The sequence below is a fragment of the Rhodococcus sp. IEGM 1241 genome, assembly GCF_033142365.1.
GTDB lineage: Bacteria > Actinomycetota > Actinomycetes > Mycobacteriales > Mycobacteriaceae > Rhodococcus_F > Rhodococcus_F erythropolis.
This window is the reverse complement of record NZ_JAWLSE010000005.1, coordinates 293,345-308,910: the sequence shown is the minus strand read 5'-3', so window position 1 is coordinate 308,910 and position 15,566 is coordinate 293,345. Positions and strand designations below refer to the sequence as shown.

15 protein-coding genes are annotated in these 15,566 nt (G+C 64.0%); all 15 read right to left on the bottom strand.

The genetic code is table 11. The features are described 5' to 3' along the window. Positions 1-88: 88 nt before the first annotated feature. The 15 genes from coaBC to R4P70_RS22755 all read right to left on the bottom strand — a co-directional run bounded on the left by coaBC (position 89) and on the right by R4P70_RS22755 (position 15,564). Positions 89-1,387 (bottom strand): bifunctional phosphopantothenoylcysteine decarboxylase/phosphopantothenate--cysteine ligase CoaBC, encoded by a 1,299-nt coding sequence (coaBC, locus tag R4P70_RS22825; protein ID WP_020969581.1) that lies wholly within the window; start codon positions 1,385-1,387, stop codon positions 89-91. Further along, positions 1,384-1,683, bottom strand: coding sequence for a DNA-directed RNA polymerase subunit omega (rpoZ, locus tag R4P70_RS22820; protein ID WP_003944996.1), 300 nt, complete (start codon positions 1,681-1,683; stop codon positions 1,384-1,386). Before rpoZ ends, coaBC begins: the two co-directional genes overlap by 4 nt. 98 nt (positions 1,684-1,781) lie before the next feature. After that, positions 1,782-2,381: a guanylate kinase gene (gmk, locus tag R4P70_RS22815; RefSeq protein WP_019748375.1), complete on the bottom strand. Its 600-nt coding sequence runs from the start codon at positions 2,379-2,381 to the stop codon at positions 1,782-1,784. 36 nt (positions 2,382-2,417) lie between these two features. Next, the gene (gene mihF / locus R4P70_RS22810; protein ID WP_003944825.1) at positions 2,418-2,738 is read right to left on the bottom strand and encodes an integration host factor, actinobacterial type; all 321 of its coding nucleotides are present in this window, start codon (positions 2,736-2,738) and stop codon (positions 2,418-2,420) included. 369 nt (positions 2,739-3,107) lie between these two features. Then, positions 3,108-4,307 carry a glycosyltransferase 87 family protein gene (locus R4P70_RS22805; protein WP_020907703.1) on the bottom strand — a complete coding sequence of 400 codons (1,200 nt, stop codon included), beginning with the start codon at positions 4,305-4,307 and terminating at the stop codon, positions 3,108-3,110. 57 nt (positions 4,308-4,364) lie between these two features. Continuing rightward, complete coding sequence (gene pyrF, locus R4P70_RS22800) at positions 4,365-5,186, bottom strand: orotidine-5'-phosphate decarboxylase (RefSeq protein ID WP_099697596.1); 822 nt, start codon at positions 5,184-5,186, stop codon at positions 4,365-4,367. After that, complete coding sequence (gene carB / locus R4P70_RS22795; RefSeq protein ID WP_020907701.1) at positions 5,183-8,539, bottom strand: carbamoyl-phosphate synthase large subunit; 3,357 nt, start codon at positions 8,537-8,539, stop codon at positions 5,183-5,185. The genes pyrF and carB overlap by 4 nt, the downstream gene beginning before the upstream one ends. After that, positions 8,539-9,714 carry a glutamine-hydrolyzing carbamoyl-phosphate synthase small subunit gene (carA, locus tag R4P70_RS22790; RefSeq protein WP_003944927.1) on the bottom strand — a complete coding sequence of 392 codons (1,176 nt, stop codon included), beginning with the start codon at positions 9,712-9,714 and terminating at the stop codon, positions 8,539-8,541. The genes carB and carA overlap by 1 nt, the downstream gene beginning before the upstream one ends. Then, positions 9,711-10,277, bottom strand: a complete 567-nt coding sequence (locus tag R4P70_RS22785; RefSeq protein WP_003944773.1) for a transporter — start codon at positions 10,275-10,277, stop codon at positions 9,711-9,713. The genes carA and R4P70_RS22785 overlap by 4 nt, the downstream gene beginning before the upstream one ends. Before the next feature lie 6 nt (positions 10,278-10,283). Next, a complete protein-coding gene (locus R4P70_RS22780) occupies positions 10,284-11,591 on the bottom strand; it encodes a dihydroorotase (protein WP_003944990.1) in 1,308 nt (435 codons plus the stop codon). 26 nt (positions 11,592-11,617) lie between these two features. After that, positions 11,618-12,562, bottom strand: coding sequence for an aspartate carbamoyltransferase catalytic subunit (locus R4P70_RS22775; RefSeq protein ID WP_003944883.1), 945 nt, complete (start codon positions 12,560-12,562; stop codon positions 11,618-11,620). Further along, the gene (gene pyrR, locus R4P70_RS22770; RefSeq protein ID WP_020907698.1) at positions 12,559-13,200 is read right to left on the bottom strand and encodes a bifunctional pyr operon transcriptional regulator/uracil phosphoribosyltransferase PyrR; all 642 of its coding nucleotides are present in this window, start codon (positions 13,198-13,200) and stop codon (positions 12,559-12,561) included. The genes R4P70_RS22775 and pyrR overlap by 4 nt, the downstream gene beginning before the upstream one ends. Positions 13,201-13,373: 173 nt before the next feature. After that, positions 13,374-13,871, bottom strand: a complete 498-nt coding sequence (nusB, locus tag R4P70_RS22765) for a transcription antitermination factor NusB (protein ID WP_007728014.1) — start codon at positions 13,869-13,871, stop codon at positions 13,374-13,376. Then, entirely contained in the window at positions 13,872-14,435 is a 564-nt protein-coding gene (gene efp, locus R4P70_RS22760) for an elongation factor P (RefSeq protein WP_003944958.1), read from the bottom strand. A 34-nt stretch (positions 14,436-14,469) separates the two neighbouring features. Beyond that, positions 14,470-15,564, bottom strand: coding sequence for a M24 family metallopeptidase (locus R4P70_RS22755; RefSeq protein ID WP_259120946.1), 1,095 nt, complete (start codon positions 15,562-15,564; stop codon positions 14,470-14,472). Between the last annotated feature and the right edge of the window lie 2 nt (positions 15,565-15,566).

Genomic DNA, 15,566 nt, shown 5'->3' with positions numbered 1-15,566 from the left:
AGCCGACGATAACGGTTGGACCGCCTGCGCAACACCCTTGTGCTCACCCGATTATCGTGGGGTAACTCTCACCACCGGGCGCGTGTCGCTACTCGGGGAAGAGCTTGACCAGGGCATCGAGTACTCGACTGGCCATCAAAGCCTTGGATCCGTGCTCGAGCGCGGACTCCGAGCCGTCGGAACCGAGCAGCCAACCGTCGTTGTGATCGACCTCGAACGCCTTGCCCTCGCCGACCGCATTGACCACGAGGAGGTCGCAACCTTTGCGGGCAAGCTTGGAGCGGGCGTAACTGAGAACGTCACCATGGGCGTCACCGGTCTCTGCGGCGAATCCGACGATCACCGTTCGAGCGTCCAGATCGCCGTCACGACGCGCTTCGACGAGACCGGCGAGGATGTCGGCGTTTCTGGTGAGGCTGATCGAGTCGGGTTCGTTTGCGCCCTTCTTGATCTTGCTGCCTTCGACGGTGGTGGGGCGGAAGTCCGCGACAGCTGCAGCCATGACGACTCCGTCGTGTCCCGGTGCGTGCTTCTCCACTGCCAACCGGAGATCTTCGGCCGTCTTGATGTGCACGACGTCGACAGCGGCGGGGTCGGCAAGATCGGCCGTGTAACCGGCGATCAGCGTGACGTGAGCGCCGCGTTGTGCGGCCAGACGGGCGAGCGCGTAGCCCTGTTTGCCGGAGCTGCGATTACCGAGAAAGCGCACCGGATCGAGCGGCTCGCGAGTACCGCCGGCGGTGACCAGAATGCGGCGACCTTCCAGGTCGCGCGGCAACGCGTCCGAGCGCTCGAGGAGCAACGATGCCAACCCGACGATCTCGTCGGGTTCGGGAAGTCGACCGGCCCCGGTGTCTTTTCCGGTCAAACGCCCGGAGGCAGGTTCGATCACGTGGACGCCGCGCGAGCGCAGTGTCGCCACGTTGGACACCGTTGCGGGGTGCTCCCACATCTCGGTGTGCATTGCGGGGGCGAAGACGACCGGACAGCGTGCGGTCAACAAGGTGGCTGTCAACAGGTCGTCTGCGCGGCCCATGACAGCTCGCGCCATCAGATCAGCGGTTGCCGGCGCGATGACAACGAGATCGGCTTCCTGTCCGAGGCGGACATGCGGAACCTGCGGGACGTCGTTGAAGACGCCGGTGTGAACCGGGTTGCCGGAGAGTGCTTCGAACGTGGCGCGGCCGACGAACTCCAGAGCGGATTCGGTCGGAATCACGCGGACGTGATGACCGCTCTCGGTGAAGCTGCGGATGATCGAGCACGCTTTGTACGCGGCGATACCCCCACCGACACCGACGACAATGCGCTTACGTATCGATGTGGGCGCGTCGGACACTCCCCCGACACCCGAACGAGGTTCGGGTGCGGCAGACGTGGTGCTCACTCGCCTTCGGTGTGCTCGAGGAGATCAGCGTGGATTTCACGCAACGCGATGGACAGCGGCTTTTCCTGCAGACCGGGCTCGACCAGAGGTCCGACGTATTCGAGGATGCCGTCACCGAGCTGGTTGTAGTAGTCGTTGATCTGGCGCGCACGCTTGGCCGAGTAGATGACCAGGGCGTACTTGGAAGAGGTGCGTTCGAGCAACTCGTCGATCGGCGGGTTGGTGATGCCGAGCGGGGTGTCGTAGGCAGGCAGAGCGCCCTGACCTGCTGCGGACGCGGCTGAAGTGCTGCTCACTCTTGTGTCTCCTGAATTAGATCTTCATTGAAGAACTAGTTTTATCGATCCGGATATCTGAGAAACGGGGCGGAAATCGGTTCCCGAAGGGTGCGGAATCAGTTCCCAACCAACAAGGATACCAACTCATCGCAAGCACGGCTTACATCCTCGTTCACGATGACCGTGTCGAACTCGTCCTGTGCGGCCAATTCCACTCGGGCCGTCTCGAGTCGGCGTGCCACGACGTCTTCCGTTTCGGTTCCCCGTCCGGTCAGCCGTTGCACCAGAACGTCCCAGCTCGGTGGAGCCATGAACACCAACAGAGCTTCGGGCATCGCCCGGCGGACAGCTCGTGCTCCGGCGAGATCGACCTCGACGAGTACGGGCTTTCCAGCTTCGAGCGCTTCTTCGATCGGAGCTGCGGGGGTGCCGGAGCGCTGTAGACCGCCGTGGATTTCCGCCCATTCGAGAAGTTCACCGGAGTCGATCATCCGTTGAAATTCTTCACGGGAGGTGAATCGGTAGTCCTTGCCGTCCACTTCACCGGGACGGGGATCGCGAGTGGTCGCCGAAACGCTGAAAACGAGTTCAGGCAACCGAGTTCTCAGCTCGCGAACGACGCTGGACTTACCGACAGCCGAAGGGCCGGCCAGTACAACCAGCCGACCCCTCCGCACTGCGGTCTTGCTCTCTGACACTGTTGCGTCAGCAATCATCAGACACTGCCGCGTCAGCAATCATCACTTGTCGGCTCAGGCCTCGAAGTCAAACTTGGTGAGCAGAGCCTTGCGCTGCCGATCACCGAGGCCACGAAGGCGACGGGTCGGTGCAATCTCCAGCTCGGTCATGATCTCCTGAGCCTTGACCTTGCCCACCTTGGGCAGCGCCTCGAGCAGTGCCGAAACCTTCATCTTGCCCAAGATTTCGTTGTCTTCGGCGTCCTTGAGGACCTGCTTGAGGTCGGTGCCGCCACGCTTCAGGCGCTCCTTGAGCTCAGCCCTGGCCTTGCGGGCAGCAGCTGCCTTCTCCAAAGCAGCAGCGCGCTGCTCATCAGTCAACTGGGGAAGGGCCACGGTTCCTCCGTCTCGTCGTGTGCAAATTTTGTCTATTCCGCTGATAACCAGCAGCGATAGCGACCGTACTCACGCCTGGCGCGAATTGCTAACCCACCCCCCGCGGTCCGATGCAGATCGCGGTGGGTTATGCGCGTCGAATCGATGTCACACATCATCGCCGTTTTCGGCTGGATCGAGACGGATTCGACGCAACACGAACGTGCGTACAGTACCGAAATAGACTGTAACACAAAGCATTTCGATACATCAGATGCGACGTCCCCATGCGTGTGTGCGAAATCGTTACCTGCGGGAATGAACGTGGTCGCCGACACATCCAAAAATTTCGAGCATTTTCGACGCCCATGCGCGTGTCGCGGCCTGTTTTCAGGTCGGCAGCGACGATTTCGGATCGTCGGCATCGACCGTGTCCGGTTCGGTGCGGCTCACGCCGGGGGCGGCCAGAGCGAGTACTACCGCGAGGCTCGCCCAGAGCAATGAATTCTCCAGGACGAATCCGACGACCGGGATATCCATGTCCGCGCCGACCCGAGGAAGCCGAAACAGCACGACCGCAGCGGTGAGGCCGATCGCGATCCAGGACCACGCGGGTACCGATCGGGTGTCCTCCCCCACGCCCGACTTGATCGGAACGAGGAGCACACCCACCGCCGGCACCAACCACACGAAGTGGTGGGTCCAGGCAATGGGAGTCACGATTGCCGCCAGCAGAGCCACCACCGTGAAACCGGCAAGATCACCTCGCAGGCGCTGAGCGCGCCGCGTCGCGACAATTCCGAGGACACCCAACACTGCACAGGCGACGAGCCATGCCGGACCCACCAGGCCCTCGGGGAGTAGCCGTAAGGCCATTCCACGCACGGACTGGTTACCGAACACGGACGGGTCACCGACCGCGACGCGCCCCGAGAGTGAGGCGATGTCACCGAAGTAGTCGATCGTCTGTCGCGGGAGAACGGCAAAGCCGAGTGCCGTGGCGCCGAGGAAGCCGGCGAGGCCGCCCGCAACTGCTTTCCAGCGCCCGGTGATCACGTAGTAACCGATGTAGACGAGAGGCACCAGTTTGACGGCCCCGGCGATCCCCACCAGCACACCCTCGGGAATCCACCGTGGTCGAGCCAGCACGTCGATCAGGCACAGGAGTGTCAGGAACAACCCGACCTGCCCGTACCCGAGGTGATCGGAGATCGGCGATGCCGCCGTCCACAGGACCAGGAAACCTACGTAGACGACGACGGGCCGCCTACGTGTGAACGGGACTTCGCGATAGCTGAGCACGATGATCGCGGCCAGCATCAGGAGGCTGACAAAACTCCATCCCCACTGGACCGCACCCCAGGAACCCAAGGCGACCGGAACGGCGACGAGCGCAGCGAAGGGCGGATAAGTGAACGGCAGTCTCGCGTTGAACGACTCGTCGTACAGGTTCGAGCCGTCGAGGACGGCTTGACCCGCCGTCCGGTACACGGCGAGATCGTCGCCGTGTACGCCGGTGACGGATTGGAACCCGGTGGCGAGCAGCGCGCACGCCGCGACGAGAAGTCCGATCTGCCACCAACGATTCACCGACGGACGGTACCACCGGGTTCCACCGCTCGAACGAGCCTCGAGGTCACTCACGGATCAGTGCGCCAATGCGGCTTCGATCTCGTCTCGGTCACGCATTGCTGCCTCCCGAAGTGCCGATACCGAAGGACCATGCTTGAGCACCCCACGGGAAGTGTTCGGCAGCAGGAGCTCGGTCGATCCCGCGAAGATGTCTGCGAGATCCGCTGCCGTCGCACCCTGCGCGCCGAGCCCCGGAGCGAGAATCGGGCCGTTGAACTGCGACAGGTCCAGACCGTGGTCCCGAGTTGCACCGACCACCAGTCCGACGGTGTCGCGTCCGTCGGCGTTCGCGTCGACCGCAGCGTTGACGATCGACTGAGCCACGCTCACACCGTGGGCCGACGACTGTTGAAGTACGCCGCCTTCCGGATTGGAGGTTCGTGCCAGCACGAAGATCCCGCGTGCGTTCTGCCTTGCCAGTTCGAGTGTCGGAGCCAACGCCCCGAATCCCAGGTACGGCGAAACGGTGACCGAGTCGGAGGCCAACGGCGAATCACCCAACCAGGCTTGCGCGTACGCGTCCATCGTCGAACCGATGTCACCGCGCTTGGCGTCCGCGACGACAAGCGTTCCAGCATCGCGAAGAACCGAGATGGTCCGCTCCAACACGGCGAAGCCGGCGCTTCCGTACGCCTCGAAGAACGCAACCTGAGGTTTGACGAGTCCAACCTCACCGGTGAAGGCCTCGACGCAGATCTCGGCGAAAGTCTCGAGACCTTCGGCGGTACGTGGCAGTCCCCACGCGTCGAGAAGCGCGGGATGCGGGTCGATACCGACGCACAGCCGCCCCCGGTCCGCGATCGCGGACCGGAGACGATGCCCCCAACTGTGACTCACGACTGCTGTGCCGGCTGACGAAGACCTGCGTGCAGTTCCTGCAGGGAGTGAACTCCGATGTCGCCGCGGATGGCCGCTTCGATGCCCTGCACGGCGGCCGAGGCGCCCTGGACCGTCGTGATGCACGGGATGTTCGACGCGACTGCTGCGCTTCGGATCTCGTAGCCGTCGACACGCGGACCGTTGTTGCCGTACGGGGTGTTGATGACCATGGCGACCTCACCGCTGCGGATCTGGTCGACGATGGTCTCGGCACCGGCCGGAACATTCTCACCCGACTGCTTGTACACCTGCTTGCACTCGATACCGTTGCGCCGCAACACATCTGCGGTTCCTTCGGTGGCAAGGATGGTGAATCCGAGATCTGCCAGGCGCTTGACCGGGAAGATCAGCGAACGCTTGTCCTTGTTGGCGACCGAGACGAACACCGCGCCTGTGGTGGGCAACGACCCGTAGGCGGCCGTCTGCGACTTGGCAAAAGCCGTACCGAAGTCGAAGTCGATACCCATGACTTCACCGGTGGACTTCATTTCCGGGCTGAGCAAGGTATCCACGCCGGTACCGTCGGCGCGGCGGAAGCGGTTGAACGGCAACACAGCTTCCTTGACCGCGATCGGTGCACCGGCCGGGGTGTTTCCACCGTCGCCGGTCGCCGGCAGGATGCCGCTTGCGCGCAGGTCGGCGATGGATTCGCCGAGCATGACGCGGGCGCATGCCTTGGCCAGCTGGACGGCCGTCGCCTTGGAGACGAACGGAACCGTACGGCTGGCGCGGGGATTTGCTTCCAGCACGTAGAGGATGTCGTCCTTGAGGGCGTACTGGACGTTGAGCAGGCCCTTGACGCCGATGCCCTTTGCGAGAGCCTCGGTGGAGCGGCGGACGTTCTCGAGGTCCGCACGGCCCAGAGTGATGGGCGGGAGTGCGCACGCCGAGTCACCGGAGTGAATGCCGGCTTCCTCGATGTGCTCCATGACGCCGCCGAGATACACCTCGGTGCCGTCGCACAGAGCGTCGACGTCGATCTCGACCGCGTCTTCGAGGAAGCGGTCGACCAGGACCGGACGATCGTCGGAGATCTCCGTGGCACGCGAGATGTAGTCGGCGAGTGAAGCCTCGTCGTAGACGATCTCCATGCCGCGCCCACCGAGCACGTACGACGGACGCACCAGCACCGGGTAGCCGATGCCTGCTGCGATCTCGCGGGCGCCGTCGAACGTGGTGGCGGTACCGAACTTCGGTGCAGGCAGACCGGCTTCGGTGAGCACGCGACCGAATTCGCCGCGGTCCTCCGCCAGGTCGATGGCTGCGGGGCTGGTTCCCACGATGGGAACGCCGGCAGCTTCGAGGCGCTTCGCCAATCCGAGCGGGGTCTGGCCGCCGAGCTGGACGATGACGCCGGCAACGGTGCCCGACTGCGCCTCCGCGCGGTAGACCTCGAAGACGTCCTCGAATGTCAGCGGCTCGAAGTACAGGCGATCAGCGGTGTCGTAGTCCGTGGAGACGGTCTCGGGGTTGCAGTTGACCATGACGGTCTCGTACCCGGCCTCGGACAGCGTCTGGGCAGCGTGGACACACGAGTAGTCGAACTCGATGCCCTGGCCGATGCGGTTGGGGCCGGATCCGAGGATCAGAACCTTGGGTCGCTCGGTCTGCGGAGCAACTTCGGACTCGGCCTCGGGATCAAGCTCGTAGGTCGAGTAGTGGTACGGCGTCTTGGCCTCGAACTCTGCGGCGCAGGTGTCGACGGTCTTGTAGACGGGGCGCACGCCCAGCTGATCACGCAGAGCGCGAACGGCGTCCTCACCTGCGTGCGTGTCACCACCGAGTTCGGGGCGCAGAGCCGCGATCTGGCGGTCCGAGATGCCGTGGTACTTGGCCTGACGCAGGGCAGCCTCGTCGAAAGACTCTGCAGCGCGAAGCTTTTCACCGAGCTCGTGAATCTGCTGGAACTGGTCGAGGAACCACGGATCGATCTTGGTGGCGTCGAAGAGCTGCTCGACAGTTGCGCCGAGGGCGAATGCCTTCTCGATGCCGTACATGCGGCCGTCCTGCGGAACGCTCAGATCGGCGAGCAGGGCGTCCAGGCTCTCCGTCTCGATGTCGGCGCCGGTCCAGTAACCCGCACGCTTGGTCTCGAGTGAACGCATGACCTTGCCGAAAGCCTCGGTGAAGTTGCGGCCGATGCTCATGGCCTCGCCTACCGACTTCATCGTGGTGGTCAAGGTTCCGTCGGCACCGGGGAACTTCTCGAAAGCGAACCGCGGAGCCTTGACGACGACGTAGTCGAGTGTCGGCTCGAAGCAAGCCGGGGTTTCCTTGGTGATGTCGTTGACGATCTCGTCGAGCGTGTAGCCGATGGCAAGCTTGGCGGCCATCTTGGCGATCGGGTAACCGGTCGCCTTCGACGCCAGCGCCGACGAGCGGGAAACGCGCGGGTTCATCTCGATGACAACCAGGCGGCCGTCCTTCGGGTCCATCGCGAACTGGATGTTGCAGCCACCGGTGTCGACGCCCACCTCACGCAGAATATCGATGGAGAGGTCGCGCATCGCCTGGTACTCGCGGTCGGTCAGCGTCATCGCGGGAGCGACGGTGACCGAGTCTCCGGTGTGGACACCGACCGGGTCGACGTTCTCGATGGAGCAGACGATCACGACGTTGTCGCGACTGTCGCGCATCAACTCGAGTTCGTATTCCTTCCAGCCGAGGATGGATTCCTCGATCAGGACGTTCGCCGTCGGCGACGCGGCCAGACCGCCACCGGCGATGCGGTTGAGATCGTCGACGTCGTACGCCATGCCGGAACCGAGGCCGCCCATGGTGAAGGACGGACGCACGACAACCGGGTAACCGAGTTCGGCGACCGTGGCGTGTACTTCGTCCATCGTGTAGCAAACTGCGGACTTCGCGGATTCGCCACCGACCTTGGCGACGATGTCCTTGAACTTCTGGCGATCCTCGCCGCGCTGGATGGCGTCGAAGTCGGCGCCGATCAGCTCGACGTCGTACTTCTCGAGGATGCCCTGCTCGTGCAGCGCCACTGCGGCGTTGAGAGCGGTCTGACCGCCGAGCGTCGCGAGGACGGCGTCGATCTTGTTGCCCTGCAACGCTTCCTTGGCGATGACCTTCTCGAGGAACTCGGCCGTGATCGGCTCGACGTACGTGGCGTCGGCGAACTCGGGGTCCGTCATGATGGTGGCCGGGTTGGAGTTGACCAGGCTGACGCGCAGGCCCTCCTCCTGGAGGACGCGGCAAGCCTGGGTGCCCGAGTAGTCGAACTCACAGGCCTGACCGATGACGATCGGACCGGAGCCGATTACCAGGATGTGCTTGAGATCTGTACGGCGTGGCATTAGTTCTTGACTCCGGTTTCTTTCCGTGCGGAGAGCAGGCTGGTGAAGCGGTCGAAGAGGTACGCAGCGTCGTGCGGGCCGGCTGCCGCCTCCGGGTGGTACTGCACCGAGAAGGCCGAATCGTCCAGCAGGCGAACACCTTCGACGGCTCCGTCATTGGCGCAGGTGTGGCTTACCACGGCGCGACCGAACGGGGTGTCGAATTCCTGGCCGGCTTCACCTTCGAGTGCGAAGCCGTGGTTCTGCGCGGTGATCGCGATGCGACCCGTCTGATGCTCGATCACCGGGATGTTGATGCCGCGGTGGCCGAACTTCATCTTGTACGTGCTCAGGCCGAGTGCGCGGCCCAGGATCTGGTTGCCGAAGCAGATACCGAACAGCGGCAAGCCCTGTCCGATGACCTCTTTTGTCAGGTGCACTGCGCCGTCGGCGGTGGCCGGGTCACCGGGACCGTTGGAGAGGAACACTCCGTCGGCCTTCAGGTCGAGGATCTGTTCGAGACTCGCATTGGACGGCAACACGTGGACGCGGATACCGCGCTCGGCGAACATGCGCGGGGTGTTGGTCTTGATACCGAGGTCGATCGCGGCAACCGTGTACAGCGCCTCCCCGCCCTTCGGCTCGACGACGTAGCCGCTGGTGGTGCTGACTTCACCGGCAAGATCGGCGCCGAGCATGGTCGGCTGATCCTGAACCCGTCGGACCAGTTCGTCATCGGCGGCGATGGCTTCACCGGAGAAGACGCCTGCCTTCATCGAACCGCGAGTACGCAGGTGGCGAACCAGGGCACGAGTGTCGATCCCGGCGATTCCGACGATGCCCTGCTCTTCGAGCTTGGCCTGCAGCGAACCGGTTGCACGCCAGCTCGAGGTGACGCGCGAGGGGTCACGAACGACGTACCCGGCAACCCAGATCTTGGCGCCGGCACTCTCGCCGGTCGGTCCGACCGACTCGTCGTCTTCGTCGTTCCAGCCGGTGTTGCCGATCTGCGGCGCGGTGGAGACCACGATCTGGCGGTGGTAGCTGGGATCGGTGAGCGTTTCCTGGTAGCCGGTCATGCCGGTGCTGAACACCGCTTCGCCCAGGGTCTGTCCAACCGCACCGAAGGTGGTTCCGCGGAACACCCGTCCGTCTTCGAGGACCAGTACTGCGGGGCTGTTGCCAAAGCCGCTCATGCGTTCTTTCCGTTCTGCTCGATGTCGCCAGAGCTTGCGTCTTCGTTGTCATTCGTCTTGTTCGAGGCAGTCTTGTTCGAAGCAGTTACCGGCTTGACCCAGTCCGGATAAACCGTCTTGTCGTCACCGCGCACGCCCGTGTCGATCTCGGTTCCGCTCGGCAATTCCCAGCGAATCACCAGGACGCCGTCCTTGCTCATGACCTTGCCGGCAAGACCGTTCTCCGTGCGGATCGCACGGATCGACTTCTCCGGAATCCAGATGGCCGACGCACCGTCACGCTCGACCAGAATTCCGCCGCTGTAGCGGCTGATCTCGCAGGTGGCGCGGAAACCGAGGTCGCCGACGGCGATGCGGTCCTGCCAACTGGGTGCGATGGTGCTACCGACGTACAGGCCGGTGGTCGGCAGGACGAGCAGTTCACCCAGGGTTGCCGGTACCGTCGGCAGTTCGCCGATCTTGTCTTTCTGCCGTCGAGCGCGTCCACGCCAACCGACGTACATCAGGCCGATCATCGCGACCCAGAAGATCGCCAGACCGATGATCCACAGTGCTCTGTCCATGACGCGCTACTCCTCGCTACTCCGCAGCCGCACATTCCCGTCGTGTGCGGTGATGCGGCCACGTAACAGTGTGGTCGTGACCCGTGCGGGCAATGTCATCGACTCGTACGGAGTGTTATGCGCGACACTCGCCAGGTCTGGGCCGTGGACCGTCCACTCGGCCGACGGATCGACCAATGTCAGGTTGGCGGGCTCCCCCACCTCGATGGGACGGCCTTGATCGTCGAGTCCGACGATCGCCGCCGGGCGCTCGCTCATGACCCGCGCAACACCGCGCCAGTCCAACAGGCCGGGCTGGACCATCGTCTGCACGATGATCGAGAGCGCGGTCTCGAGGCCGAGCATTCCGGGGCGGGCGGCCGCGAATTCGCAGCACTTGTCCTGCTCGGCGTGCGGAGCGTGATCGGTGGCCACGCAGTCGATGATGCCCTCGGCCAGACCCTTGCGCAGGGCAGCAACATCGCTGGCCTCACGAAGTGGCGGGTTGACCTTGTTGATGGCGTCGTACGTCTCGAGACGTGAATCATCGAGGAGCAGGTGATGCGGGGTGACCTCGGCGGTGATCGAAATCCCTTGGCTGCGAGCCCACTTCACGAGTTCGACGGTTCCGGCGGTGGATGCGTGGCAGATGTGAACGCGGGCGCCGGCGTCACGCGCGAGCAGTGCGTCACGGGCCACGATCGATTCTTCGGCTGCTCGCGGCCATCCGGCCAGGCCGAGACGCGCGGCCGTGGGGCCCTCGTGGGCGACCGCACCGACCGTCAAACGCGGTTCTTCCGCGTGCTGCGCGATCAGGACGCCCAGTGAGCTGGAGTATTCGAGCGCGCGACGCATGATCAGTGGGTCGTAGACGCAGTGACCGTCGTCGGAGAACATCTTGACCTTGCCGACGCCTGCGGCCATGGTCGCCATCTCGGCGAGCTGCTTGCCTTCCAGGCCTGCGGTGACTGCGCCGACGGGGTGGACGTCGACGAGGCCGACTTCCTGTCCGCGTCGCCAGACGTGATCGGTGATGACCACCGAATCGGCGACGGGGCTCGTGTTCGCCATCGCGAAGACCGCGGTGTATCCACCCAGAGCGGCCGCGGAGCTTCCGGTTTCGATGGTCTCGGTGTCTTCGCGACCAGGCTCACGTAGATGGGTGTGCAGGTCCACGAAGCCGGGAAGCAGGATCTGCCCGCCGGCATCGATCACCTCGGATGCCGTGGCCGGATCGAGGTCCACGCCGATCTCGAGGATCGTGCCGTCGCCGACGAGTACGTCGGTGGGCTCACCTTCTCCGTAGATCAGGACTCCGCGGAGCAGGACACTCACGGGTGATTCTCCGTTCTCGTTTCTGGTCACAGCGCACCGTCCTCCGACCCGACCAGCAGTCGGAACAAGACAGCCATGCGCATGTGTACGCCGTTGGTAACCTGTTGCAGTACAGCAGTTTTCGAGGAATCGGCGACGGCGGATGCGATCTCCATGCCGCGCAGCATCGGACCGGGGTGCAAGACCACCGCGTGGTCGGCCAGCATCGCCAGTCGCTTCTCGGACAGGCCGTAGTTGATCGAGTACTCGCGCTGCGAAGGGAAGAAGCCGCCGTTCATGCGTTCGGCCTGAACCCGCAGCATCAGCACCGCGTCGAGTCCGGGCAGTTCGGCGTCGAGCGAATGCGAGACCGTGACCGGCCACGTGTGCGCGCCGACCGGCAGCAGTGTCGGAGGCGCCACCAAGACGACCTCCGCGCCGAGCATCGAGAGCAGCAGCGCGTTGGACCGGGCCACACGGCTGTGCAGAATGTCGCCGACGATCGCGATCCGCTTGCCCTCGATGTCGCCGAGGCGCTGGCGAAGGGTCAAAGCGTCGAGAAGCGCCTGAGTTGGATGCTCATGCGTGCCGTCACCTGCGTTGATGACTGCCGGGCCACCGTCGTCGGCCGCTCCGGTCCACTTGGCGATCTGATGGGCGGCACCCGAAGCCGGATGCCGCACGATGAGGGCGTCAGCACCGGCCGCGCGCAGGGTCATCGCGGTATCGCGCAGAGATTCGCCCTTGGACACCGAGGAACTCGATGCGCTGACGTTGATGACGTCCGCGCTCATCCACTTACCGGCCACCTCGAAGGACACCCGGGTGCGCGTCGAGTTCTCGAAGAACACCGTCATGACCGTGCGTCCGCGCAGCGTCGGGAGTTTGCGTACTTCGCGGCCCAGCAGCGCCTGCTCGAAGCGTTCTGCCTCGTCGAGAAGTTCTACCGCGGACTCACGATCGAGGTCCGCGATGGAAAGAAGGTGCTTCACGCGCTCTTACCTCCGGAGATGACTACCGCTTCCCTGCCGTCGTGTTCCTGGAGGAGAACCTTGACGTCTTCTGACCTCGCGGTCGGGACGTTCTTGCCGACGTAGTCGGCGCGCAGCGGCAGTTCGCGATGACCGCGATCGACCAGCACTGCGAGTTGGACGGCCCGGGGGCGACCGAGATCGCGCAACGCATCGAGGGCGGAGCGCACGGTGCGACCGGAGAAGAGGACATCGTCCACCAGGACGACCAGAGCATTGTCGACGCCACCTTCGGGGACGGACGTGCGCTCGAGCGGGCGATGCGGCTTGGTGCGGAGATCATCACGGTAGAGCGTGATGTCGAGAGATCCGATGGGAAGACGCACACCGGAGAATTCTTCGATCTTGGCGCGCAGTCGCGTGGCGAGGGTGGTTCCGCGCGTCGGGATGCCGATCAGGACCACACGAGGGGCTGTTCCCTCGGGTCCGTCGAGTGCGGTTTTCTCGATGATCTCGTGAGCGATCCGCGCGATGGTCCGGCCCACATCCTGGGCGGACAACAATTCACGGGTCTCACTACTTGCCTCGGCACCAGCGGATGCCTTGGCGCTGCCTGGACCTGCAAGATCGGATGGGCGAGACCCTTCGGGCACGCTCATACAGCGACCTCCTTCTCCGCCTCACTGGACGGATCGTTAAAGGATGTCTGACGGTCCCCACCCTATCAGCCGACAGACCTGATCCCGCCGTGCGAGCAGCGACTTCGACCGGTTGTGTGCAGACACACAACGCGCACGGTGACACTCGCACGGCGGTGGTGGAACAGAACTTGCTACTCGGTACCCGAATCCGATTCCTGCGCGCGCTGCGAGGTCGCAGCTGCAGCCGATCGAACCTGCGGCGCAACGAGAACGACCTGACCGAGGATTCCGTTGACGAATCCCGGAGAGTCGTCCGTCGAGAGCTGCTTCGCGAGTTCGACGGCCTCGTCCACGGCGACAACCGGCGGAACGTCCGTCGCATGGAAGAGCTCCCACACGGCGATACGCAGAATCGCACGGTCGACGGCGGGCAGACGCTCGAGCGTCCAATCCTGCAGATGCGAGGAGATGACCTGATCGATCCGGTCCAGATTCTCCGCAACGCCGGACACCAACGTGACGGTGTAGGCCGCGACGGGTGCTACCGCGTCGTCCTTGACGGACAGATCGGAACGCTCCGATGCGAGCGCGACCGGATCGAGGTCACGTGCCTCGGCTTCGAAGAGGAAGTCGACGGCACGCTTGCGCGCCTTGTGGCGTGCACCGAGTTTCTTATGTGTGCCGGACACTCAGGAATTCACACGCCCGAGGTAGTTGCCGTCACGGGAATCGACCTTGAGCTTGTCACCGGTGTTGATGAAGAGCGGCACGTTGATCTCGGCACCGGTCTCGAGGGTGGCAGGCTTGGTGCCGCCGGTGGAGCGGTCGCCCTGCAGGCCCGGATCGGTGTGCTTGACGACGAGCTCGACCGTGACCGGAAGCTCGACGAAGAGGGGAACGTCTTCGTGGGTCGCGACCTGGACGGCCATGTTCTCGAGCAGGAAACGCGACTGGTCGCCGACGGTGGATTCACTGATCGACACCTGGTCGTAGGTGTCGCCGTCCATGAAGATGTAGTCGCTGCCGTCGTGGTACAGGTAGGTCATGTCACGACGGTCGACCGTGGCGGTCTCGACCTTCACACCGGCGTTGAACGTCTTGTCCACTACCTTGCCCGAGAGCACGTTCTTGAGCTTGGTGCGCACGAAGGCAGGGCCCTTGCCGGGCTTGACATGCTGGAACTCGATGATCGTCCACAGCTGGCCTTCGATCTGCAGAACCAGACCATTCTTGAAATCACTGGTGGAAGCCACTTGCTTCGCGTCTCCTAGGGGTCGGGAAACCGTCTCAGACGACGGTAAGGTCTTTTGCGGTCAGTGTGAGCAGCTCTGGCCCCTGCTCACGAACAACGAGCGTGTCCTCGATCCGTACACCTCCGCGCCCGGAGAAGTACACGCCCGGCTCGACGGTCACCGCCGCGCCGGAAAGAAGTGTACCGGTGCCGAGCTTGCCGATTCCCGGTGCTTCGTGGATTTCGAGGCCGACACCGTGGCCGAGGCCGTGCAGGAACAACTCGCCGTAGCCTGCATCGTCGATCACCGAACGGGCGGCGGCGTCCACGGCCGCACATTCGACACCCGGAGCGAGGGCATCGCAACCGGCAGCTTGTGACCGCGCGACGAGTTCGTAAATCTCCCGTTGCCAATCGGAAACGGACTCGAGCACGTACGTCCGGGTCATGTCCGAGTGGTACCCACCGACCTGTGCGCCGAAGTCGAGTTTCACGAAGTCACCCGACGCCAGGATCGCGTCGGTCGGTCGGTGATGCGGAATCGCCGAGTTGACGCCTGCCGCCACGATCGTCTCGAAGGAAATACCGTCTGCGCCGTTGTCGAGCATCAGGTTTTCCAGTTCACGACCGACCTCTCGTTCGGTTCGGCCAGGTCGCAGACCGCCGCGAGCGATCAACTGCGCCAACGCGACATCAGCTGAAGTGCATGCGGCGCGCAACAACTCCACCTCGTGCTCGTCCTTGACCATGCGCAACTGTTCGACGAGTCCACTCGCCGGTTCGAACCGGATCTTCGGTGCTGCCTCGGTCCATGCGCGATGTTCGGCGAACGTCGCGACGTGTGACTCGAACGCGAGAACGGGCATCGTCGACTTCTCGATCAAGTGCGCAGCACTCGAACGGGCGATTTCAGCGCGCAGGTCCGGAACCTGCTCCGCCACCTGCGTCACGTAACGACCGTCGGTGCAGATCACCGTCGCGCGTTCGTCGGACGCCGAATCGGACGCACTGACGACGAGCGCCGCATTGGAACCGGTGAAACCGGTGAGGTACCTGATGTTGAGGAGATCTGTGACGAGAATCGCGTCGAGTTCGCGCTCCGCGAGGAGGCGTCTGAGGGATTCACGGCGTGTTCTGAAGTCGACCGGCATCC

Coding starts and splice junctions, on each gene's coding strand:
- gmk (WP_019748375.1), bottom strand. CDS start 2,381: ATGATTGCTGACGCAACAGTGTCAGAGAGCAAGACCGCAGTGCGGAGG.
- carB (WP_020907701.1), bottom strand. CDS start 8,539: ATGCCACGCCGTACAGATCTCAAGCACATCCTGGTAATCGGCTCCGGT.
- carA (WP_003944927.1), bottom strand. CDS start 9,714: ATGAGCGGCTTTGGCAACAGCCCCGCAGTACTGGTCCTCGAAGACGGA.
- R4P70_RS22785 (WP_003944773.1), bottom strand. CDS start 10,277: ATGGACAGAGCACTGTGGATCATCGGTCTGGCGATCTTCTGGGTCGCG.
- pyrR (WP_020907698.1), bottom strand. CDS start 13,200: ATGAGCGTGCCCGAAGGGTCTCGCCCATCCGATCTTGCAGGTCCAGGC.
- R4P70_RS22755 (WP_259120946.1), bottom strand. CDS start 15,564: ATGCCGGTCGACTTCAGAACACGCCGTGAATCCCTCAGACGCCTCCTC.